Consider the following 21,775-nt stretch of genomic DNA (forward strand, 5'->3'; position numbering starts at 1 on the left):
CAGTTTGGAACTAGCTTCACATTCGACATCGAATTCGAGGTCGTTCACTAGAAAATCGCAGGTGGGTTGCTATTGTCTACGCTTAAATTTTAGCTATTACTAATAGTCCACTAATTGCGTCGTGTAGAAGGCGGGGTGAGTGCCCATCAAGATTGCACTTGAAACCGTTGTTAAGTCCTATTTCTCTGCTTTGTTTGTAGATTGATTCAATTTTGAGCTTAAATGCTAGCAAAGATCATTTTAATATTACTTTTAGCAATAAAATGATGACAAATGACTTCATTTACATAGTATTAGCCTAGAACGTGTTAATCTGCTTAAGAGCTTAAAACGGAGATTTATTGTGGTTGTAGAAACCGATGGCTACCTAGCTTTAATCGAGCACCTATCATTCAACCTAGATGTATTTACCAATGGTAATGGTGATACAGGAAATGAAAGTGTCGAAGACATTATTACAGACATGATTTCAACGAACATCATGGCTATCTTCGAACAAAACCCTGAACTGCACGCGAGTGTACGTTTTCAACTGCTGAAAGAAGCAGACGCCGTTGTTGCGGATTTAGGTGAAGTATTAGCTGGTGTATGGGCTAAGAAAGCGACTAACGAACAGATCGTATTCCTAGACGAGTACATCGCGTTAGTGAAAAACCTGTTTGATACGGCTGTCGCTAAATACGACTAGCTATTCGCGTATCAATCCAAAATAGTAAAAGGCGTTTAAGCCGTAACGTTTGATGTTATGTCGTTCAGCGGTGAATCTCTTGAACCGCTATAAACGCCTAAAGTGCCAAAACTTAGAAGCCCAATAAGGGTTGTCCAGCCTCGATATAATCACACCTTTCGATGTAGAAGCATGTAGGAATTGATTGTTTCCTAAGTAAACGCCAACGTGTCGCACAGTCATCGATGTCTTAAAAAACACCAAGTCGCCACTCGTTGCCTGTTCATACGCAATTTCTTTTCCCTTTTGACTCTGGTCTTTTGTGGTTCTTGGTAGGGCTTGTTGGGTCGCATTTTGGACGGCAATCTGTACAAAAGCGGAGCAATCGACACCTCTAAATGAAGTTCCGCCGAAATGGTACGGCACACCTTTCCACTGCTCATACACGCTCATATAAGCATTTGTAGTCAATTGTTCTGACTTTGATAAAGGTTTCTGTGCGGTTTGACTAAGCTGAGAAGGAGACGGGGTCGAGCTACATGCAGCTAATGTTGCGAAAGTTATTGTAACTGCAAGCATTTTTCTGAATTTCATATGTAACTCTTCTGAAAAAAAAATGAAATAAAAACGTCATCAAGGACTTCTAGTATACGGACTAACTTAAGGATATCTCTTTTCGTAGTCAAACTGGATTTCACATGCCCGACACAAATTTATCAATAAAACCCTCACGTTATACATTCTCGCTCATCCAAACCGTTAGTGCTGTCTTTATTTCCATTCTGTTACTTGTCAGCTTTTTATCTATGGTCAGTATAAGAGGTGTTGAGCGAGTAGGAGGGTATTTCGATACGCTATCGGAACAGGCGTTACCACTCGCACTTCACAACGCAGAATTAACACAAAGCGTATTAGAACAAGTCAAACTTCTCACTTACAGCACCCAATCAACCGATTTAGACACACTTAACGCAACACGAGGCTCCATTGATCAACTCGCTTCCGAGAGTAACGCAATCCTAGAGGAACTCCTTTTTATTTCCCAATCTTTTCCTGATGCGATCTCGTTAGAACAGCAACAAACCCTTATTGATGATATGGCACAGCTTCAACAGATGACTAATACGGTTCTGTTGGCGCAAATTGATATTCAAAGTAAACAGAATCTGATCGACAGCAAAATGGGCGAGTTTCGTTACGGTGTCGGCTCTATCGGACCAGAAATGAACCGTATCAGTTCATTTTTAGTCGAAGACAACCCAGAAGCAAGTGATGCTGCGAACCGCTTTACATCGAGCGCGTCAGCAATGGCCAACACCTTCTTAATGCTAATGATGCAATCTGATATCGATAAAGCACAAGACGAATACCGCCAACTGAGAAACCGAATCGCGGGCCTTAACTTAGCTTACAGCGACTTTGCTGATTGGCACCCAGACATCGCGGAGTTCGCAAGCCTTACCGCACCTTATGAGATGGTTAAAGAGGGCTTCACAGAAGAAGGCGTGATTAGACAAATACTGCTTAAATTGGAACTGGTTAAGCAGCAAGAGCAGAACCTAGCCCAAGTAATTACCTTGGCGAATACCGTTATTAGTACACTCAACCAATTATCTTCGACCGCTGCACACCTGATTGATGAAAGCGAATTGGTCGTAAATCAAACCATCACCAACATCGACCGTGTGTTGTTTATTAGTGGACTAGTGATCGCCGTGATCATTGTGATCTCATGGTTAGTACTGCGCCGCTGGGTAAACAAAGGGCTGAAAAACATTACGCAACAATTAAGCTTGCTCGCAAACCACGATTTCTCGAAACACAGTGCATTGGTAGGTCCATTAGAGTTACAAGTGATTGCCTCGAAACTGAATACCGTTGTCGATTCGACCGCAGACTCAGTTCGCTTGGTGACTCGTAACTGTGAAACGCTTTACCAAACAGCTGAAGTTAGCCACGACGCTGCGGAGCAAACCAATTCTAGCTTGAACGAGCAAAACGAATCGCTGCAGAACATGATCACCACGATTACTGAGCTGGAAGCGTCAATCGGTGAAATTGCACGTATTTCGAATGCATCCAATGACGATGCACAGGTTGCCGAAGACGAGTCAGTCAATGGTAGCCAGGTGGTAGGGCTTAACCAGCAACGTTTGCAAGCGTTAGAATATTCACTAAGCATGAACGAAGAATCAATGGCCGACCTTGATGGCCGTGTGAAGCAGATTCGTGAAATGGTCGATATGATCAGTGGCATTGCAGAAAACACAAACTTGTTAGCACTGAATGCTGCCATTGAAGCTGCGCGAGCAGGAGAGCAAGGCCGCGGCTTTGCTGTCGTTGCCGACGAAGTGCGTAAATTGGCGAGTGGCACATCTCAACAAACTACCAATATTCGCAATATGATGAATGAGCTGGTGGCTGCGGCTGACCGTTCTCGAACGTCTGTGACTGAATCTCGAAGTGAAATGGCCAACGCACTGCAAACCAGTGGTGATGTGAAGCAAGCTTTTGAAAAAATTGAGGTTGCGGTTAGCCAGATTAAAGGACGTGTTGAACAAATCATGGTGGCAACAGAGCAACAAGCGCGTGCAACAGTCGATGTGACACATTCGATCACTCGTGTTTCTGAACAAGGCGAGAATACTAAGTTACAGCTTGAATCCATGATTGAAAGCTCAGAGCAAGTGGCAGAAATCGCTGGACACCAGCAAGCTATGCTTCATAAATACCAGTTTGATGCAGTGAAATAACCACAAGTACTGACGGCTTCAGTATTCACTCATTAAGCAAAAGCAGAAAGGCAGAGTTCGATACTCTGCCTTTCGTTTGTTTGCTGCCTATTAATGATTCATGTTTACATAAACAGAGTAGGCATGATGTGTTGAAAGAAGATAAGTGATGCAACACCACTGATCACCACCCAAATCAGATCGAAACGAAGGCTGACCAGCGTACAAACAATCGCAGCCAAAACCTTTGGGTTGTGTAGGTCGAATTCCATTTCAGGCCCAGCGCCTAGAATCTCCACAGCGATTATCGCAGGCAGAACCGTAACGGGTACAAAGCGCAACGTCTTTTTAAAACGCTCTGACATCTCAAACTTGCCCGCCATACCAATCACAGAAAAACGAATGATGAAGGTTGCGGCCGCCATCGCGAATGTAATAAGAATAAAAGTTGTAGTATTCATGGTTACGCTACTCCATTTTCTTCAATTAATAGGCCTGTTTGTGCGGATTCTTGTTCTGCTTTCTCTGTCGACAAGTCCATGCGGTAGCCTGCATAAACACCAACCACAGCCGCAATAACGAGACCAAGTGAGTAGGGAAGTTCAGCAAGAAGCACACCGGTGAAAGTCGCGACAATGGCTGCCACAATGCATTCACGGCTTTTCACTTGTGGAATCACAATGGCGATAAAGGCTGCAACCATCGCGAAATCTAAGCCGTAGTTTGCGATCTCTGGGAACGACGAACCAATCAGAGCACCAAGGAAATCAGCTACCACCCAGTTAAGCCAAAACCCGCCCATCGCTGCTAGGTAAAACCAATGGCGACCTTGTTTCTCTTGCTTCATGTCGTTAATCGTTGCGGCATAAACCTCATCCGTTAAGCCATAAGACATCAACATACGCATATGAATGGGATACGCCTTCATGTGTTCCGACATCGACGCGCTGTAGAGCATGTGTCGTAGGTTGATGATGAACGTTGTAAACATGATAACGACGATGCTCGCAGAGGATTGAACTAACCCTAGCGCCACCATTTGCGAAGATCCTGCAAACACAGTGAACGACCATAAAGTACTTTGCGTAACGGTCATTCCCGCTGTGATACTGACTGCTCCTACGATGAATGAAAATGGAAATGCGCCTACACATAAAGGAAAGATTGCTCTTAACCCTGCCTGGATCTGTTGTTTATTCATGACTGCTCACCCAAAATTAAAAAATTCAAATTTATTTGCAAATTATGGCGAGAATCGTATTGCTGATTAAAATATTTTTCAAACCAAGATTAAAATTTATTTGATTTAGATCGTTATTCTCAAATCAGCAAATCATTGCCAATTAAATAAAAACCTAAAAATCAATGATTTAGGGTGGATTTCATTTTTGAGATCTTTGATTGAAGGTATTTTATGATAATTATTGCAACTATTTTTGCATTTTAACGATTTCAATGTTTAAACTGTAGTTGAAATATTTAGCAACTCTGAACAGGAATAAACATGAAAGAAGTCATTACAGCAGACAAAGCACCAGAAGCCATCGGCCCATACTCGCACGGCAACGCATTCGGAAACCTCGTTTTCACATCAGGTCAATTACCCGTGTGTAGAGAAAAAGGCGGTGTTGTAGAAGGTGGCGTTAGTGAACAATCCCGTCAGTCGTTACTAAACCTTCAATATGTTTTACAAGCGGCGGGCAGTGACCTAGACGCGGTACTAAAAACAACGTGTTACTTATCAGACATTAGCGATTTTGCGGCTTTCAATGAAGTCTACAAAGAGTTTTTTGAAAAGGATTGTCCTGCTCGTAGCTGCTTTGCAGTGAAGGATCTTCCTCTAGGTGTGAAAATCGAAATTGAAGCGATTGCTGGTCGTAAATAGCTAGTCGTAAGTAAACAAAGAATAGTGTGAGGTCCTTACTATGAAACAACAATGGCAACAGTATAAAGAGATTTTAAATACCGTCGTTAAACCAGCTCTTGGCTGCACAGAACCCATCTCCGCAGCTTACGCTTGTTCAGTCGCTGCCAAGATGCTTGTGGGTACACCGGATAAAGTTCGAGTGTATGTGTCGGACAATTTATACAAAAACTCTATGGGCGTGTTCGTTCCGGGGACAGGAAAGATAGGCTTACCCATTGCTGCTGCTGTTGGTGCGATTGGTGGGGACCCACACGCTGGTTTAGAGGTGTTAGCGAAGATCAGCACAAAAGATGTTGAGAAAGCGCAAGCTCTTATCGATGCCGGACAGGTGAGTGCGCATCGTAAAGATGTAGACGAATTCATCTATTGTTACGCTGAAGTGGAATGTGAAGGGCAAGTCGCGACAGTTGAAATCAGCGGCGGCCATACACAAATCATCAAAAAAACCTTAAATGGCACGGTTCTTTTCAGTCAAGATTGCGACCAAACCGTTTCAACAGGTTCGATTTGTGAAGGAATCGATATTGATATCGGTAACATCTATAACTATGCCACCAGTGCTGAATTCAAAGACATTGAGTTTATCCTCGAAGCTTCTGACCTTAACGGCAAGCTATCGCAAGAAGGCCTGGCTCACGCTTATGGGCTGGAGGTTGGTCGCACTATGGAACAGGGTATTCAGCTCGGCCTGATGAGTGAAGACTTGATGAACAAGATCATCATGCAAACTGCTGCCGCGTCTGACGCTCGAATGGGTGGTGCAACTCTGCCTGCGATGAGTAACTTCGGCAGTGGTAACCAAGGCATTGCTGCAACGATTCCTGTCGCGGTAATTGCTGAGCATTTCAAATCATCTCAAGAGCAACTGGCGCGTGCACTTATCATGAGTCACCTTGGCGCGATCTACATTAAATCGTACTATCCACCGCTTTCTGCGTTTTGTGGTAACACGGTGACCAGTGCTGCTGCTGCGATGGCAATGGTGTATCTGGCTAAGGGTTCATTTGAACAGAGTTGCTACGCGATTCAGAACGTTCTAAGTGATTGTTCTGGAATGGTTTGTGATGGTGCTAAGTCGACATGTGCGATGAAGGTGAAAACCTCGACCAGTGCTGCGGTAAACGGGTTCTTAATGGCGATGCGTTGTAATGAAGCGCACAACCAAGGCATTGTTGCCGATGATGTCGAGACCAGTATCCGCAATATTGGAAAATTGGTTACCGCTGGTATGAGTGTTACAGACTCAACGATTATTGATATAATGTCTGCGTAATCAAACGTTTTAGAATCAGATGATTTTAATAAATCAAACCGCTTGGTAATTGCTACTTAGCGGTTTTTTCGCCAGAAGAGGAAGGACTCAGTGTTCGAATTAGCTCAAAGTGATTATGATATTTTGCACTCAATCGAAAACATCGTTGACGGGATTGCTGCAATGTATGGCGAGCATACGGAAGTGTTATTGCACAGTTTAGATGTTCGTAATCCTTCGATTATCAAAATCGCGAACAGTCATGTCACAGGCCGAGACGTAGGTGCACCTATTACTAACTTAGCGCTAATGAAGCTGACTCAGGGTAAAGATGTATCGGGCGCTTACATGACAAAATGTCCCGATGGCAAAACTTTGCGTTCGATGACCACCATAATTCGTAACCCGCAGCAAAAAGCCATCGGCTTGCTATGCATTAACACCAACCTCGATGCACCGTTCCAAGAAGTAATGCATTCACTGGTTCCTTGTTTACTTCCACACTTAGAAAGACCTCAAACTACGCCTGAGACTTTTGCTCGCAGTAACGAAGAGATGATGCACAGCTCAATTGAAACTGTGCGAGAGCAGGTGACTGGAGACGCAGATATCGCACCGTCGAAGAAGAGCCGTGAGATTGTGACTCGATTGCATGAGATGGGTATTTTTGATTTGAAAGACAGTGCGCAAATCGCGGCAAAAGGGCTCGATATTTCTATCCATACCATCTACCGCTACCTGCGTGAGCTAAAAGCCTAATGTTTATTGGTTAGCTATCTAAGTCTATTTGTTCTGGCTGTATCTAAATGGCTGGGTAATCAGTTTATCCAGCCTCTGTTCCTTCCCATCACGAATTTCCGGTACACCGATGTTTACCTTATCGTGACCAAGCTTAGGTTGAGCGCGATACGTCTTAAACCAGATATCCCACACTGATATGAAGAAACCAAAATTAGAGTGCGTTTCTTTGACGATCACAGAGTGATGAACTCGATGCATGTCTGGCGTGACAATCACTTTACGTAATTGCTTATCGAACCATAGTGGTAAACGGGCATTGCTATGGTTGAACATCGCACTCACATTCAACACCACTTCAAAGATCACCACCGCTAATGCCGGAACACCGAGTACAAAAATCAACGCCACTTTAATCAGCATCGATAAGATCATCTCAATCGGGTGGAAGCGTGTGCCTGTCGTTACATCAATATCCAAGTCTGCGTGATGAACACGATGAAGCTTCCAAAGCAGAGGAATGCGGTGGAAGACAAGATGCTGAGTATAAATGGCAAGATCTAACAACACGACACAAAGAAACACCGTGAGTTCAAAAGGAAGCGCGATGTTATTAAACAGTCCCCATTGGTTTTGCTCAGCAATCAGCGCCGCTTGAAACGCTGCAACGGGGATTAATGTTGCCAACAAAATGCTATTAACCGCCATCAACGAGAAGTTATTTCCCCAACGAAACCACTTGTTTTGAGTCAGTGTTTTTCTAGGAGCACGGTACTCCCACAGCGCACACAAGATGAAAGCGGTGATAAAACAGACAAGGCGAAGTAGCGATGGGTCCTGCATAAGAATTCCTTCTATCATTATCAAGCCACTGTAAGTACAATCGTGCCACTTTTCTAGTTCTATCTGTCGTTATTGTCCATGAGAATCCACGCTTTCCACCGTTTATACCAACACCGTTTATCTCTTTCAACCAAACCGTTTAACGCGCGCGGATGTAAAGTGGTGCGATGTGAATACTGCAAAATCAAACAAGACAGTTGTATCTGTGAACATCAACCAGACATAGATACGAACGTCGCGACCATGTTGATCTTGTCAGACAACGAAATCTTAAAGCCGAGTAACACAGGCCGTTTGATTGTGGATACCGTAAAAGACAGCCACGTTTACCTTTGGCACAGAACTGAACCCAACGCAGAAATGTTGGATGTACTGAAAGACGAAAAGTATCAACCTGTCATTGTATTCCCTGAAGATTACACCGATGACAAAACGCGAGTGGTGCAAGACTTGCCACAAATGCGTGACCCAAATAAAAAGCTGCTGCTGATTTTCATCGATGGTAGCTGGCGTGAAGCAAGACGCATCTTTAGACGTTCTGAGTACCTTCAAGATTTACCTGTGTTATCGATTGAGCCTGAGTCGGTTTCTCAATACATGATGCGTAAGTCAGACAACGACCAACACCTTTCAACGGCGGAAGTGGCGAGCTTGGTATTAAAACAAGCTGGTGAAGAGCAGGGCGCTAAGACTTTACAACTTTGGTTTGAAGCATTTCGCGAAAGCTACATGCTAAGTAAGACGCGTTATAAGTCGGATCCGACCAAACCTAGCCTGAACGCTTTCATAGAGCACAGTAAAAGTGAGACTTCACTCTAACCTTTAACCGCTTTGTGCTGACTTGTTGTTCAAACAGACTCGAACACGAGATAAGTTTGTTATCTATCACGGTTTGTAGGGGGAGTGTTATGGATAATGTTCCTCAGTTGTTTTATTTAAAGAATTTATTTGCCCGAATTTAGGGAAAAATTGGAGAGATTTCATGTATTACGGCTTCGATGTTGGCGGCACAAAAATTGAGTTTGGTGCATTCAATGAGAAACTTGAGCGAGTAGCAACAGAGCGTGTTCCAACACCAACAGACGATTATCAATTACTGCTTGATACGATTGCTGGTTTAGTAAAAAAGTACGATAGCGAATTCTCTTGCGAAGGCAAAATTGGCCTTGGTCTTCCTGGCATGGAAAACGCAGACGACGGCACAATGCTGGTTGTTAACGTACCAGCTTCAACAGGTAAGCCACTACGTAAAGATTTAGAAGCGCTTATTGGTCGTAGTGTAAAAATCGAGAACGACGCAAACTGTTTTGCGCTTTCAGAAGCGTGGGATGATGAGCTTAAAGATGAACCATCAGTTGCTGGCCTAATTTTAGGTACTGGCTTCGGTGGTGGTTTAGTTTACGAAGGTAAAGTGTTCTCTGGTCGTAACCACGTTGCAGGTGAGCTAGGTCATATGCGCCTTCCTATCGATGCATGGTTCCACCTTGGCGACAACGCACCGCTACTAGGCTGTGGCTGTGGCAAGAAAGGTTGTCTAGACAGCTACCTATCCGGTCGTGGCTTTGAGTTGATTTACGAGCATTACTACGGCGAGAAGAAGAAAGCGATTGAGATCATTCAAGCATACAACGAAGGCGAAGCAAAAGCGGCTGAGCACGTTGATCGCTTCATGGAACTATTGGCTATCTGTTTCGCGAACCTGTTTACCGGTCTTGACCCACATGTTGTTGCACTGGGTGGCGGTCTTTCAAACTTCGAGCTTATCTATGAAGAGATGCCAAAGCGTGTGCCTAAGTACCTACTGTCTGTAGCGAAGTGTCCTAAGATCATCAAAGCGAAACACGGTGATTCAGGCGGCGTTCGTGGTGCTGCATTCCTTAACATTAAGTAATCGCGACTTAACGTTGAGCTAGTTGAAAAGCATAAATAAAAATGCCGCAATCTCGAAAGAGGTTGCGGCATTTTTTATTGTTTGGTGTTTTCGTTTCTTTAACTCTTAACTAGTAACGCCAAAACGAAAAGCCTGAAGCTAGAGCTTAGAAGCTAAATATCAAGAAAAAGAGCCAGAGGGCTTACTTCTTCTTTTTACCAACACCAAGGTTGTCTTTTTGCTTCAACGTAAGCTTAGTAAAGCCAAGCTTGCGGAAGTAGTTATCTTGGTAGTTACGAACCGCTTTCGTATCAGAAATCAACTCAAGCTGTTGCTCAGTTTTAAGATACTCAGAGATATCGATGCCTTCAGCTGCAGCTACAGCTTCTTGGATCGTGCGGTGTTCTTGTTTAGAAAACAGTAACTCTTTGTCTTCGTCTTTATAGGTATACAGAATGGTACGAGCCATGATGCTCTCCAATAGGATTATTACTTTCGCGCACTCTACATAAAAACAGTACGTGGCTCAAGGTTATGATAAAAAATCTTGAAATATTAGCGATATCAATAAAGCGTGCAGTAAGTCGCAAAAATATTTTATGGTACACTATGTACAATTTATATGTTTGATCGGCTTAAATCTAATTTATGATCAATACGCTTTACCCTCAGATTATGGGAATCATCACTCGAATTCAAAACTATCCTGGAATCAAAGGATTAGAAGAAGTTGATGCGCGAGTAAGAAAGATATGCCGTGACCATAATCAACCGTTCCCAGAATCTATTGCGCTTTTTCTGAAGGCGTACAAAAGTGATCGCCAAGACAATCTACTTGATGCTGTCGAACATTATAAAACCTGCCTAAATGCAACCCAACCAGAAGAAGTTCAACTCACTGTTTTCGTCAACGGTCTATTAGCATCGGTTTATAACGACTGTGGCGACTACCAATCGGCTTATGCGTGTTATGCAAAGACGTTAGAGAACTTACATCTTGTTGATGACAACATTCGAGCGCTCATCTACTGCAACCTAAGCGACATGCATTTGAGCTTAGGGAAGTTCGAAGAAGCCAAACAATATGCACGTAAAGCGGTAACGTCATCTCAGAATGCTAACCGCCAGTTAGATTGTGCAGTGAGCCACCTTAACCTCGCTTATGGTTGTGCGTATACCGGAGAGTTTGACCAAGCGATTCGAGCAATCGCTGAAGCGAAGAAGATAGCCGAGTCACTCTCAAGCAATAGAACGTTCGCACTGTGTCACGGATACCTAGCTCAAACTATGGTTCAGCAAGGTAGGGTTCAGCAAGATGAAGTTCAACAGGGCGGTTTTACTCCAAGTGATGTGCTCGATGCGTTTTATCAAGCGGAACAGTATTTCCTGAAAATCAACGACGACCATAATCGAATGGAAAACTTGGTGTGTTGGTTTCAATATTTGGTGGAAATAGGGGAGCTTGAGCAAGCTCAAGAACGATGTCTTTTCCTTGAGCAAAACTTTGAGCTAAAAAACAGTTACCACTTCTACAGTATTTACGCGAAGGCCAAGGCGAAAATCTTTCACCATCAACAAGACTGTAATGGTCTCGCATCACTGCAAACGGAACATATCGAGCTTTCAGAAAAATACCTAAAGGCATACGAACGCAAACAAAGCGATCGTATTTTGCAAAGCGTGGATACTCTTAGAGACAAACAACAGCACGAAGTGTTTACCCAAATGCAAAAGTACATGGGCGCGATTACTGATATTGGTCAGTTCATTGCTACCGCTCCTGACCTTTATAACGTGCTTCCTGAGATCCTAAGCAAGATAAACACGATTCTGCCGACGTTCGAATTTGGTATTGCACTGTACGACGACGAGTCTGACATACTCGACTACCAATACTTTGTTGATACTCAAGGCTTGGTACAAAACCTCAAGGTCACTTGCCAAGATAATCAAACCGTCGGCACTTATGTGATTCGCAAGCGCGCGACCGTGCATTTGAACAGTGTCACCGATGATGCACTAGAGCCCTATGTTGATAAGGCCTCGCGTAAAGATGATGACTTGGTGGTTGTTAAAGACAAACCGGACACCAACTCCATCATTCTGACGCCGATTATTCTCAATGAAAGAGTGATAGGACTGTTATCCGTACAGCATCATTTACCTAATCAGTATCAACAACACCATTGTCAACTAATCGAGCATCTGGCGAGTTTCATTGCCGTGTCGCTTGAGAATCAAAAGCAACGACAGCGCTTAGAGAATGCCAATCAAACGCTTGAAGTGTTGAGCACGACAGACCCATTAACGGGTTTATCGAATCGATATCAACTCGACAAAATTACACCAGTGTTGATTCGTAATGCTTATACGCAAAAACGGTCACTTGCAGTATTGATGATTGATATTGATGAGTACAAAGCCTACAACGATTTTCACGGTCACTTACAAGGTGATGAAGCGCTGCGTATTCTTAGTCGTTTACTGAGAAGTACATTCTCGACCAAGAACGATTACTTGTTCCGATATGGTGGGGATGAGTTTATGGCTATCTGCTTTGGTCAAAGTAGCCAAGATATCGAAGAGAAAGTCGTTACGCTTAGAAATACATTGTCTGAGTTGGCGTTGGTTAGCCCGAAAGCGATCAGAGCCAAGCAGCTTACCTTATCAATCGGTGGGGTAAACGTTGAACTTGTTAGCGACAACGTGGATAGCAACTTCAAGATGATTTGTGACATTGCAGACAAGCAATTGTACCGAGTGAAAGAGAGTGGACGTAACAATTACAACCTTATCGACTGCTATCTGAATAACTGTGACTTATCCAATTGTCCGTTAGATAAACCCACGGTTGTTTAAGCTACTCGGTCTATCACTCTAGTTTTCTCAATACGAACCAAAAAAGACGCCCGCTTATATTTGATATAAGCCGGCGTCTCTGTTTCTTGTGAAGCTGTGTTGAATCGAGGCGTGCTAAATCAAACACGACCTTGCAGTGGAATGATCGTCACTGTCTCACCGACTTTGACAGTATCAACCGCTGGTGAGATTTCGATTAAGCAGTTTGCTTCACTCATTGAGCGCAGAATACCTGAGCCTTGTTTACCCGTCGTCTTCACTTCAAGCACACCAGATTCATTCATTGAGAACACACCACGGCTGAACTCAGTACGACCTTGGCGAGAACGTAATTGCTCTGTTGCAACCGCGTTTGCTTTCACTGGTGTCCAATTAGTTTGACCTTGCAGCTTACGAATTGCAGGCTCAACAAAGTTAATGAACGACACCATCACAGCAACTGGGTTACCCGGTAAGCCAAAGAAAGGTTTGTCTTCAATTTTACCGTAAGCAAGAGGGCGCCCCGGACGCATGTTGATACGCCAGAAGTTAATCTCGCCTAGTTTGTCTAACGCAAGTTTAATGTAGTCAGCATCACCAACAGACACACCGCCAGACGTCAGAACCATATCCGTTTCTAAAGAAGCCGCGTGAAGTACATCCATCATCTTCTGTTCGTCATCTTCAATGATGCCGTAATCAACGATGTCACAACCTAGCTTCTGAAGCATACCGATAATAGTAAAACGGTTTGAGTCGTAGATAGAGTTTGGCTTCTGCTCGCTACCCGGAGCTTGAACTTCATCACCTGTCGAGAACACGCCGACTTTCACTTTACGCAAAACAGGGCAGGTACCGAAACCCAGTGACGCCATCATGCCCATTTCTGGTGCTTCAATTCGTGTTCCACGCGTAAAGACAGGTTGACCAATTTCGAGGTCTTCACCCGCCATACGGACATTTTGTCCTACTGAGATTTTCGCATCTGGAAAGCTAACTGTATCGCCTTCTTGAACGGCTTGCTCACGCATCACAACCACATCAACACCTTCAGGCATTGGCGCGCCAGTCATGATCTTAACAGCTTCACCCTGTTGAACGGCCTTGTCGTAGCTGTGTCCTGCCATCACTTCAGCAACAACGTGGTAGCTATCTAGCTCTAAATCTTCACCACGAATGGCATAGCCGTCCATCGCAGAGTTAGTGTTCTGAGGCACGTTGATTGGGGAGATTACATCTTCGGCCAATACTCGACCATAGCCTTGTTCTAGCGAAACAGATTCAACAAGCTCTAGTGCGTCAATGCTATCAACAATCTTTTGCTGACCTTGAGTCACCGTTAAGCCGGTTGGAGAGAAAGAGTCACAACACACAACTGGCGTGTTGTCTTTTGAAGACGCACACGCGGCGACTTTATTTGTTTTCGAAACAGGGTCGAACGATTGAGCGTAGTCGATGATGAAATCACGAATCGCTTCTAAGTCGCTGATCGCCATTTGTGGCAGGTCAGATTCAACGTTGCTGTCTGCAGCGATAGCAATGATGTTGTCATCGTTTGGATAAAGCCAAGGTTTACCCACTTCATCACGGTGAAGCTCAATCTTAGGAAAGGCGATGTTCTTGCAGCCTTCAACCAAAATTAAGTCCAGCGTGTTGGTATCGAAACGCGTAAGCAGATAATCAAAGTCTGCTTCGGCTTCTGGCGTTTCTGTCATCATGACATGACGGTTACGCGAAGCGATCAGCATTTGATTTGCGCCCGCTTTACGTAAGCGGTAGCTGTCTTTACCTGGCTTATCGACATCGAAATCGTGGTGAGCGTGTTTAAGAACACCCACTTTCAAACCGGCGTTGGTAAGCAAAGGCAGTAACGCTTCAAGTACGGTTGTTTTACCTGTACCGCTGTAAGCAGCAAAACCTAATAAAGGCAGGTTAGGGCGTTGTTTTGAATCTTTCATTATTGAAGCATTCCGAATTGGGTGAGTTCTTCTGGCGTATTTAGATTTACAAAGCAGTTTGGCGCGTCGCTAAAATCGACGTATTCCGTCACACACTCTTTGTACAGCAAGATAATCTTGCGGTCGCCACGTTCTAAAAAGGCTTCTAACTTTGGAAGTACGCGCTTGTGAAATAGGGTAAAAACCGGCTGTTTATATTCACCATCGTGAGCCACAAGAATGTCGCTATCTTCTTTTACTGCAGCGCAAAAACGCTCAACAAGGTCGTCACTGATTTGCGGGCTGTCACAAGGAACAAAGCCAACCCAATCTGTCGACGCGTTTTTAAGGCCAGCGTGAATGCCACCCAAAGGACCTGGGTAATCAGGGAACGAATCGGAAACAACCGGAGCGAATGCTTGGTAACTGTCGAGGTTACGGTTGGCATTGATGGTGATGCTGACATCTTGTTGTGACAGCTTGTCTATAACGTATTGAATAAGCGGGGAACCGTTGAGCTCAACGAGTCCTTTATCTTTTCCGCCCATACGGCTGGCTTGTCCGCCAGCCAAAATAACCCAACTAGTTTGCGTTGGAAGCAGCATAAATATTCTCTTGTGCTTTGTTCTTTTTAATTACTTGCAGAAGCGGTGATTCGGTCAAGGTATTGTCTTTGATCCACCATTGCTTCTTGCACAAATCGGTTAACGCGTTGGTTTGGTGACTGGTAATGACTAAACTCGCGCCTCTCTGAAGAAGATCTTCGGCCATAATCACCAATCTTTCAATAGATTCTTTGTCTAAAGAAGCACTTGGTTCGTCCATTAGCAAGATTGAAGGCTTGAGAATCCAAGCTCTTGCCATTGCTACGCGTTGACGCTCACCACCAGACAACACGGAAATGTGCTCGTCTGCTAGGGTTTCTAAACCTACCATCCTCAAAGCATTAATTATTTGAGCTCGCTTATCTTTTTGGCTCTCTTTGTTAAAGCGAATGCCATAAGCGACATTTTGGTACACAGAGCCATCAAATAGGTAAGGGGTTTGATGGAGATAGATGATGTCTTTGAATTTTAGTCTAGGAAACAGGTTGTGTTGCCAACTTTGTGTTGGGCATTGAATACGGCCAGAGCTTGGTTTGATCAAACCTGACAATATTTTAAGTAGGGTCGTTTTGCCAACACCGTTGTCACCCTTCAGATAAATAGCATCGTTAGGGCCGATCGACAGTTCAGGGATATGGAACAAAACACGCTCTTTGTAGCGCATTGAAATTTGCTGCGTTGTTATTTTTATACTCATGACAGCGTTCCTAAGTTCTTAGATAGCCTTTTCCTCGCACACTGGAAAGGAAAAAGTTAAGGGCTAATGCCAATGCCAATAAAACCATGCCAAGCGCGACACCTTGTGCGAATGCGCCTTTGTGACTTTCCATAGCAATAGCCGTTGGGATATTTCGAGTCATTCCCATAATGTTGCCACCTACCATCATTGAACAACCCACCTCAGTGACGATACGAGAGAAGGCAGCAATGGCAGCCGCAAGTAGAGGAAAACGGGTTTCCCAGATCAAGGTACACGCAACTCGAGTAGTAGAAACTCCAAGAGTACGTGCCGTTTCTACCGCGCGACGGTCACTGGCTTGCAGCGCACCGTGCATCATAGCAACCAGAATAGGGAAACAGATCAGCATCTGACCCAGAATCATCGCCTTTTGAGTGAACAGCAATTGCCAGTCACCGAGTGGGCCAGAACGAGAGAGCATCATGTACATCAGCAAGCCAATTACCACGGTAGGGATAGCTTGTAAGGTGTTGATCACCGACAGCAGCGCCCATTTACCGGGGAACTCGGTATAAGCCAAGATGAAAGCCATGATGATTGCAGGAATAATCACCAATGAAATGGCGGACAAAGATACGCTGAAGGATACCGCTACAATTTGCCACAGTTCGTGGTCAAAACTGACTAGTAAATTCAATGCATCAAGCGTTGTTTGCCATAGGGTCATGAAGTATCTCGTGTGAATCGATAATGGGTCTTTATCGGTAATGACTGATGTTAATCATAGCTGACACAATATTATTGAGCCTATTATATTGGCCAGCTATTGTTTCTTTAATTGCTTCAGTTAACTGATTAGTTAAGCGTAGTGCTAATTGGCATTAGCACTTATAACAAACCATTCTCAGCTTGTTATAAACGAATCTACGCTTACTAAAAACTACTCTGCGCTCGCGACAAACAGCTGTTTGCCATGCAGTTTAAAGTCGTTAATCAGTTTCTGACCTTTAGGGTTCACCAACCAATCACTGAATACTTTCGCCGCTTGATAGTTAATGCTTGGGTAGCGCTCAGGGTTAACAAGGATTACTTGGTAAGGGTTAAATAGGTTCTTATCGCCTTGGAAAAGGATTTTAAGATCCAGTTTGTTTTGGTAAGCCAACCACGTGCCACGGTCTGTCATGGTGTAGCCTTGCATTTCAGACGCCATGTTCAGAGTAGGGCCCATGCCTTGACCAACACTGCGGTAGCCACCAAAGTTTGGTTCCATTTTGGTCTGTGCCCAAATGCCCATCTCTTTCTTGTGCGTACCTGAATCGTCACCACGAGACACAAACGTCACGTTGTTGGTTGCGATTGCTTTGAACACATCAGCTACCGCTTTTTGAGATTCAATTTTTGCCGGATCGCTTTGAGGGCCAACAATCACAAAGTCGTTGTACATCAGTTTACGAGGTAAAACGCCGTAGCCTTTTTCAACAAAGTTCGCTTCAGCCTTTGGTGCGTGTGTCATCACCAAATCCACATCGCCATTTTCACCCATGCGAAGAGATTTACCCGTACCCGCAGCTAGAACATCTACTTTGATGCCAGAATCTTTTTCAAATTCAGGCAGTAGGTAATCCAGTAGGCCAGAGTGATAAGTACTTGTCGTTGTCGCAAGCTTAATATGCGTGGTGTCTTCTGCGCTGCTAGCCGAGTAACTGACGATAGATAGAGCTGCAATAGTTAGGGGAATTGCTTTCATTATTATTATGTCCATTCTGTTATAAATGAATGACATGCCTTCGTTTTAAAGGGCTCAAAGAAGGGCATGTACATAAGATGCTAATTCTTGTAATTAGAAATCATCACCTTATAAGCAAGCTTAATGCCAATAAATGATGCATCAGATTTCATTAAATTGCTGTTATTTCGGACAAAACTGCGCCATTTGACCCTATAAAATGAATCAAAACATGAGCTAGGACAAAATGTCGCACTTTGACCCTGTTGATCAAAAGGTTAATTGGTACACTCTGTCCCAACTTTCCCTATCGGCCGATCATTATGTCTTTACCTAGTTCAAGTACGTCTCATCTCAATTCAAACACATTGACTCAATATCAGGCATTTTCTGTCTTGGTTGTTGATGATGAAATTGGCATGCAGGCAATTCTTAAAAAAGCACTAGGTAAGTACTTTGGCAAGGTGTCGAGCGCAGGTTCAGTAGAAGAAGCAGAGGTTCTACGTTGCAACGAACACTTCGATCTCATTGTTCTCGATATCAACCTTCCAGGGCGTTCTGGTATTGAATGGGAAGAAGCCTTTAACGACAGTGACCGAAAAGCTGATGTGATCTTCATGACTGGCTATGCCGATTTAGAGATGACCATCTCGGCACTTAAGCTTGGTGCTTCTGACTTCATTCTAAAACCGTTCAATCTAGAGCAGATGATACAAGCTGTGCTGCGTTGCATGGATAAACGCCTAGACCAAAGAATGCAATACGCGTTGAAGCGTGATGTTAGCCGTCATATTAAAACCGAGTTGATCGGCAGTTCAGACAAAACCAAACAGCTAAAGCTGCTCATCAGCCAATTCGCGCCATCACGAGCATCGGTTCTTATTGAAGGTGAGTCAGGCACGGGTAAAGAGTTGGTTGCACGTGGCGTGCATGAAGCCAGCAAGCGAATAGGGCCGTTTGTACCAATTAACTGTGGTGCGATTGCCCCAGAACTTCTCGAAAGCGAATTGTTTGGTCACACCTCTGGCGCGTTTACTGGTGCCAAGAAGAACCGTGAAGGTTTATTCAGAGTGGCGAGCGGCGGCACACTTTTCCTTGACGAGATTGGTGAAATGCCACTGCCAATGCAAGCTGCGCTTTTACGTGTGTTAGAACAACGCACAATCCGACCCGTCGGCAGCGAGAAAGAGATTGCAGTCGACGTACGTGTCGTTGCGGCGACCAACCGAAACCTTCAGGAAGAGGTAGATAAAGGACACTTCCGTCGCGATCTGTTCTATCGATTGAATGTATTGAAGATTGATGTGGTGCCACTAAGAGAGCGTCCATCGGATCTGATTGAGCTGGTTCCATACTTCACTCGTCTATTATCGAGTGAGCTAGGCATACCGGTTCCAAACTGGGCACATGAAGACATCTTGGCGATGAACGAATACGAATGGCCGGGCAATATCCGTGAACTTAAGAACTTAGTAGAGCGCTGCATTCTGCTAGACAAGCCACCAGCTCATTATTGGCGTGAAGTAAATGGCGACCCAGCACCAGCCAGTATTTCAGTGACGGTGTCACACGGCGCGGAAGTGCCAAACTTGAATAACTCTGACGCCGCGGAGGGCTACCCAAACACTTGGACGCTTAAAGAAGTGGAAAAATCCCATATAGAACAGTTGGTAAGTTTCCATGATGGCAATAAGTCTGCTGCAGCAAGAGATCTTGGCGTTGCACGTAAAACGCTAGAGCGTAAATACAAAGATTGGAATACAGAAGGCTCTGAATATGCCGATTAGACGTCAGTGGTGGTCAAAGTGGGCGTTCCGCTTCAAGACCATGGTGCGTTACCGTTTATTGTTTCTGACATCTGCGCCGATCATTCTGACATTGTGTGCACTTGTTGCTATCACGTTGTATTGGTCGGTTCATTACACGTGGCAGGGTGCGTTGATCGATGTCGATGAGCGCCTAGACGTAGCGGATAACAGTATTCATCTGATTCAAAGTCAACAAGCTTACAACGTGCGTGCGTTTGCCGAGTCATACAACTTCCGAGTCAAACTCGCGAGTGATCTTTCGCAAGAGGATCTTATTCGTTGGGTTTCTGAAAACAAATCTCGCTATGAACTCGACTTTCTTCGCTGGCGAAGTGTTGAGAGCATGGAGAAGAAGCTCGAATACCTAAACTTGACTCACAAAGAATCGTTTTTCAGCGTATTGAGTCAAGAAGAGCTCAATACCTTAGATCGTGAGCTCGCAAAGAAAGCTGAAGTGCCGATGCTAAAAGGGAAGAGCGTTGAAACACGAGGCTTGGTCAGTCGCACCGTGGTTTCTATTCGAGATAAGAATGAACACGTGATTGGCTTTCTTGATGGCGGCATTCTGCTCAACAACAGCACGCAGCTTGTCGATCAAATCAGCAACCTGATCTATCCGCAACGCGATGGGTTCAACCGCCGTATTGGTACCGTCACTGTGTTCCTTGATGACCTGCGTGTTAGCACCAATGTACCGCTGAGCAGTGAAGACAGCGCAGGGCGCGCGATTGGTACGCGTGTATCACATGAGGTTCACTCCAAAGTCTTAAACGAAGGTAAAGAATGGTTAGACCGTGCGTATGTTTACGACGCGTGGTACATCACCGCGTATCAACCCATACATGACCAATTCGATAACGTGATTGGCATGCTTTATACCGGCTATCTCATCTGGCCGCTTATCGAAACGTATCTGACTAACCTTGGTGAAATCAGCATTACCATTGTGCTGTTATTGTTGGCTTCAGGTTTGATCGTTCATCGTGGCGCGCGTGATCTTTTCAACCCAATCGAACGCATCCATAAAGTGGTCAAGCTAGTCCAGATGGGGCAAGACAAGCGAATTGGTACGCTCGGTTTAGATGATCAACACGAGCTAACATTGCTCGCTAAACAGTTCGACAAGATGTTGGATTTGCTTCATGAACGTAATCAAGAGATTCAACAAGCGGCTTCTGAGCTGGAATGTAAAGTTCACTCACGCACGGCGAGCTTGAAAGAGAAAACGGAAGAGCTCGAGCTGCACATCAAACTTCTCAATCAAGCCAGAGATAAGCTGGTGGTGAATGAAAAGTTAGCTGCGCTAGGTGAATTGACCGCGGGCATTGCCCACGAGATCAACAACCCAACGGCTGTGATTCTTGGCAACGTTGAGCTGATGAAGTTTGAGCTGGGTGATGAAGTGAGCCGTGTAGAAGAAGAAGTCCACGCCATCATGGAGCAGATTGATCGCATCCGAAACATCACACGAAGTCTGCTTCAATACAGCCGACACGGCGGTGTACAAGATGAAATTACTTGGCAACACATCAACCCAATCGTGGATGAGAGTATTACGCTTGTGAAAACGGGTGCCAAGAAGAAAGGGATTGTGTACGTGTCACAGCTACACGCAAAAACGTCTGTCGAAGTTAACCGCAATCAATTGCTGCAAATTCTGGTTAACCTACAGATGAACGCGATTCACGCAATGGACGGACAGGGTACATTAACGATCTCAAGTGAAGACTGGGTCGAGAATGGCGTGTCTCATGGGGCAATTGTTCACGTGGAAGATGAAGGTTGCGGCATCAAGGAAGAGCAGCTGAAACGCATTTTCTCGCCTTTCTACACCACCAAGCGAGATGGTACAGGCTTAGGCTTATCCGTTTCTCAAAGTATCTTGAGCCAAACGGGCGGTGAAATACGTGTTGAATCCGAAGTCGGTAAAGGAAGTCGCTTTAGCATCTACCTCCAACAAAAAGCCACGCCTCAATTGCTGGTATCAAATCTATAAGTTCTAACAACCCATTCACCGATATTATCACCCGATAATATTTCTAACGCGCTTGGGCTATTACACGAACGTTTTAGCCCAAGCACGAAATTCCCGCACTACTAATCTATCGCCAGCCAAATCTCAACCTCTGCCTGTTTGACGTATACCTCTTTTT

20 protein-coding genes are annotated in these 21,775 nt (G+C 44.5%); 10 read left to right on the forward strand and 10 right to left on the reverse strand.

Features of this window, described 5'->3' with window-relative positions:
• The first annotated feature begins 343 nt into the window (after window positions 1–343).
• The gene (locus tag L1D37_RS20630; RefSeq protein ID WP_017629902.1) at window positions 344–688 is read left to right on the forward strand and encodes a DUF3802 family protein; all 345 of its coding nucleotides are present in this window, start codon (window positions 344–346) and stop codon (window positions 686–688) included.
• An 87-nt stretch (window positions 689–775) separates the two neighbouring features.
• Here the strand turns inward: L1D37_RS20630 and L1D37_RS20635 are convergent, their stop codons facing one another.
• Window positions 776–1,261, reverse strand: a complete 486-nt coding sequence (locus L1D37_RS20635; RefSeq protein ID WP_057622409.1) for an NlpC/P60 family protein — start codon at window positions 1,259–1,261, stop codon at window positions 776–778.
• 104 nt (window positions 1,262–1,365) lie between these two features.
• Here L1D37_RS20635 and L1D37_RS20640 point away from each other — a divergent pair, with 104 nt between their 5' ends.
• Window positions 1,366–3,420: a methyl-accepting chemotaxis protein gene (locus tag L1D37_RS20640; RefSeq protein ID WP_239849020.1), complete on the forward strand. Its 2,055-nt coding sequence runs from the start codon at window positions 1,366–1,368 to the stop codon at window positions 3,418–3,420.
• A 104-nt stretch (window positions 3,421–3,524) separates the two neighbouring features.
• On the opposite strand, the gene L1D37_RS20645 is transcribed toward L1D37_RS20640, so the two are convergent.
• Both L1D37_RS20645 and L1D37_RS20650 read right to left on the reverse strand, forming a co-directional pair.
• On the reverse strand, window positions 3,525–3,860 hold the full coding sequence (locus tag L1D37_RS20645) for an AzlD domain-containing protein (protein ID WP_176681206.1): 336 nt from the start codon (window positions 3,858–3,860) through the stop codon (window positions 3,525–3,527).
• Between the two features lie 2 nt (window positions 3,861–3,862).
• On the reverse strand, window positions 3,863–4,600 hold the full coding sequence (locus L1D37_RS20650; protein ID WP_176681205.1) for an AzlC family ABC transporter permease: 738 nt from the start codon (window positions 4,598–4,600) through the stop codon (window positions 3,863–3,865).
• A 303-nt stretch (window positions 4,601–4,903) separates the two neighbouring features.
• Between L1D37_RS20650 and L1D37_RS20655 the strand changes: the two genes are divergently transcribed.
• From L1D37_RS20655 to L1D37_RS20665, 3 genes are all read left to right on the forward strand, one after another.
• A complete protein-coding gene (locus L1D37_RS20655) occupies window positions 4,904–5,284 on the forward strand; it encodes a RidA family protein (RefSeq protein ID WP_176681204.1) in 381 nt (126 codons plus the stop codon).
• Window positions 5,285–5,324: 40 nt separating this feature from the next.
• Window positions 5,325–6,599 carry an L-serine ammonia-lyase, iron-sulfur-dependent, subunit alpha gene (locus L1D37_RS20660; RefSeq protein ID WP_239849021.1) on the forward strand — a complete coding sequence of 425 codons (1,275 nt, stop codon included), beginning with the start codon at window positions 5,325–5,327 and terminating at the stop codon, window positions 6,597–6,599.
• 90 nt (window positions 6,600–6,689) lie between these two features.
• Window positions 6,690–7,337, forward strand: a complete 648-nt coding sequence (locus L1D37_RS20665) for a PAS domain-containing protein (protein WP_176681202.1) — start codon at window positions 6,690–6,692, stop codon at window positions 7,335–7,337.
• Between the two features lie 24 nt (window positions 7,338–7,361).
• Here the strand turns inward: L1D37_RS20665 and L1D37_RS20670 are convergent, their stop codons facing one another.
• Window positions 7,362–8,159, reverse strand: a complete 798-nt coding sequence (locus L1D37_RS20670; RefSeq protein ID WP_239849022.1) for a sterol desaturase family protein — start codon at window positions 8,157–8,159, stop codon at window positions 7,362–7,364.
• Between the two features lie 72 nt (window positions 8,160–8,231).
• On the opposite strand from L1D37_RS20670, the gene L1D37_RS20675 reads away from it, so the two are divergent.
• Together L1D37_RS20675 and nagK are read left to right on the forward strand one after the other, a co-directional pair.
• On the forward strand, window positions 8,232–8,978 hold the full coding sequence (locus L1D37_RS20675) for a tRNA-uridine aminocarboxypropyltransferase (protein ID WP_080967676.1): 747 nt from the start codon (window positions 8,232–8,234) through the stop codon (window positions 8,976–8,978).
• Window positions 8,979–9,141: 163 nt separating this feature from the next.
• Entirely contained in the window at window positions 9,142–10,050 is a 909-nt protein-coding gene (gene nagK, locus L1D37_RS20680) for an N-acetylglucosamine kinase (protein ID WP_048658721.1), read from the forward strand.
• Between the two features lie 181 nt (window positions 10,051–10,231).
• On the opposite strand, the gene L1D37_RS20685 is transcribed toward nagK, so the two are convergent.
• On the reverse strand, window positions 10,232–10,498 hold the full coding sequence (locus tag L1D37_RS20685) for a DUF2960 family protein (RefSeq protein WP_017063882.1): 267 nt from the start codon (window positions 10,496–10,498) through the stop codon (window positions 10,232–10,234).
• A gap of 179 nt (window positions 10,499–10,677) precedes the next feature.
• Between L1D37_RS20685 and L1D37_RS20690 the strand changes: the two genes are divergently transcribed.
• Complete coding sequence (locus tag L1D37_RS20690; RefSeq protein ID WP_239849023.1) at window positions 10,678–12,888, forward strand: GGDEF domain-containing protein; 2,211 nt, start codon at window positions 10,678–10,680, stop codon at window positions 12,886–12,888.
• A gap of 119 nt (window positions 12,889–13,007) precedes the next feature.
• Here L1D37_RS20690 and L1D37_RS20695 read toward each other — a convergent pair whose 3' ends face one another.
• The 5 genes from L1D37_RS20695 to L1D37_RS20715 form a co-directional block, all read right to left on the reverse strand.
• On the reverse strand, window positions 13,008–14,825 hold the full coding sequence (locus tag L1D37_RS20695) for a bifunctional molybdopterin-guanine dinucleotide biosynthesis adaptor protein MobB/molybdopterin molybdotransferase MoeA (protein ID WP_239849024.1): 1,818 nt from the start codon (window positions 14,823–14,825) through the stop codon (window positions 13,008–13,010).
• Window positions 14,825–15,409, reverse strand: a complete 585-nt coding sequence (gene mobA, locus L1D37_RS20700; protein WP_239849025.1) for a molybdenum cofactor guanylyltransferase MobA — start codon at window positions 15,407–15,409, stop codon at window positions 14,825–14,827. Before mobA ends, L1D37_RS20695 begins: the two co-directional genes overlap by 1 nt.
• The gene (locus L1D37_RS20705; protein WP_176681197.1) at window positions 15,387–16,106 is read right to left on the reverse strand and encodes an energy-coupling factor ABC transporter ATP-binding protein; all 720 of its coding nucleotides are present in this window, start codon (window positions 16,104–16,106) and stop codon (window positions 15,387–15,389) included. Before L1D37_RS20705 ends, mobA begins: the two co-directional genes overlap by 23 nt.
• Before the next feature lie 10 nt (window positions 16,107–16,116).
• On the reverse strand, window positions 16,117–16,815 hold the full coding sequence (locus L1D37_RS20710) for an ABC transporter permease (protein ID WP_239829805.1): 699 nt from the start codon (window positions 16,813–16,815) through the stop codon (window positions 16,117–16,119).
• Window positions 16,816–17,028: 213 nt separating this feature from the next.
• Complete coding sequence (locus L1D37_RS20715) at window positions 17,029–17,835, reverse strand: substrate-binding domain-containing protein (protein ID WP_150878019.1); 807 nt, start codon at window positions 17,833–17,835, stop codon at window positions 17,029–17,031.
• Between the two features lie 302 nt (window positions 17,836–18,137).
• On the opposite strand from L1D37_RS20715, the gene L1D37_RS20720 reads away from it, so the two are divergent.
• Window positions 18,138–19,601, forward strand: a complete 1,464-nt coding sequence (locus L1D37_RS20720) for a sigma-54 dependent transcriptional regulator (RefSeq protein WP_239849026.1) — start codon at window positions 18,138–18,140, stop codon at window positions 19,599–19,601.
• Window positions 19,591–21,618, forward strand: a complete 2,028-nt coding sequence (locus tag L1D37_RS20725) for a cache domain-containing protein (RefSeq protein ID WP_239849027.1) — start codon at window positions 19,591–19,593, stop codon at window positions 21,616–21,618. Before L1D37_RS20720 ends, L1D37_RS20725 begins: the two co-directional genes overlap by 11 nt.
• The last annotated feature ends 157 nt before the right edge of the window (window positions 21,619–21,775 follow it).

This window comes from Vibrio sp. Isolate33 (assembly GCF_022397895.1).
Taxonomy (GTDB): Bacteria; Pseudomonadota; Gammaproteobacteria; order Enterobacterales; family Vibrionaceae; genus Vibrio; species Vibrio pomeroyi.

What these genes read in the sequence shown, in the direction of transcription:
- L1D37_RS20635 (WP_057622409.1), bottom strand. Translation starts at nt 1,261, where the DNA reads ATGAAATTCAGAAAAATGCTTGCAGTTACAATAACTTTCGCAACATTA.
- L1D37_RS20640 (WP_239849020.1), top strand. Translation starts at nt 1,366, where the DNA reads ATGCCCGACACAAATTTATCAATAAAACCCTCACGTTATACATTCTCG.
- L1D37_RS20645 (WP_176681206.1), bottom strand. Translation starts at nt 3,860, where the DNA reads ATGAATACTACAACTTTTATTCTTATTACATTCGCGATGGCGGCCGCA.
- L1D37_RS20650 (WP_176681205.1), bottom strand. Translation starts at nt 4,600, where the DNA reads ATGAATAAACAACAGATCCAGGCAGGGTTAAGAGCAATCTTTCCTTTA.
- L1D37_RS20655 (WP_176681204.1), top strand. Translation starts at nt 4,904, where the DNA reads ATGAAAGAAGTCATTACAGCAGACAAAGCACCAGAAGCCATCGGCCCA.
- L1D37_RS20660 (WP_239849021.1), top strand. Translation starts at nt 5,325, where the DNA reads ATGAAACAACAATGGCAACAGTATAAAGAGATTTTAAATACCGTCGTT.
- L1D37_RS20670 (WP_239849022.1), bottom strand. Translation starts at nt 8,159, where the DNA reads ATGCAGGACCCATCGCTACTTCGCCTTGTCTGTTTTATCACCGCTTTC.
- nagK (WP_048658721.1), top strand. Translation starts at nt 9,142, where the DNA reads ATGTATTACGGCTTCGATGTTGGCGGCACAAAAATTGAGTTTGGTGCA.
- L1D37_RS20685 (WP_017063882.1), bottom strand. Translation starts at nt 10,498, where the DNA reads ATGGCTCGTACCATTCTGTATACCTATAAAGACGAAGACAAAGAGTTA.
- L1D37_RS20690 (WP_239849023.1), top strand. Translation starts at nt 10,678, where the DNA reads ATGATCAATACGCTTTACCCTCAGATTATGGGAATCATCACTCGAATT.
- L1D37_RS20695 (WP_239849024.1), bottom strand. Translation starts at nt 14,825, where the DNA reads ATGAAAGATTCAAAACAACGCCCTAACCTGCCTTTATTAGGTTTTGCT.
- mobA (WP_239849025.1), bottom strand. Translation starts at nt 15,409, where the DNA reads ATGCTGCTTCCAACGCAAACTAGTTGGGTTATTTTGGCTGGCGGACAA.
- L1D37_RS20705 (WP_176681197.1), bottom strand. Translation starts at nt 16,106, where the DNA reads ATGAGTATAAAAATAACAACGCAGCAAATTTCAATGCGCTACAAAGAG.
- L1D37_RS20710 (WP_239829805.1), bottom strand. Translation starts at nt 16,815, where the DNA reads ATGACCCTATGGCAAACAACGCTTGATGCATTGAATTTACTAGTCAGT.
- L1D37_RS20715 (WP_150878019.1), bottom strand. Translation starts at nt 17,835, where the DNA reads ATGAAAGCAATTCCCCTAACTATTGCAGCTCTATCTATCGTCAGTTAC.
- L1D37_RS20720 (WP_239849026.1), top strand. Translation starts at nt 18,138, where the DNA reads ATGTCTTTACCTAGTTCAAGTACGTCTCATCTCAATTCAAACACATTG.
- L1D37_RS20725 (WP_239849027.1), top strand. Translation starts at nt 19,591, where the DNA reads ATGCCGATTAGACGTCAGTGGTGGTCAAAGTGGGCGTTCCGCTTCAAG.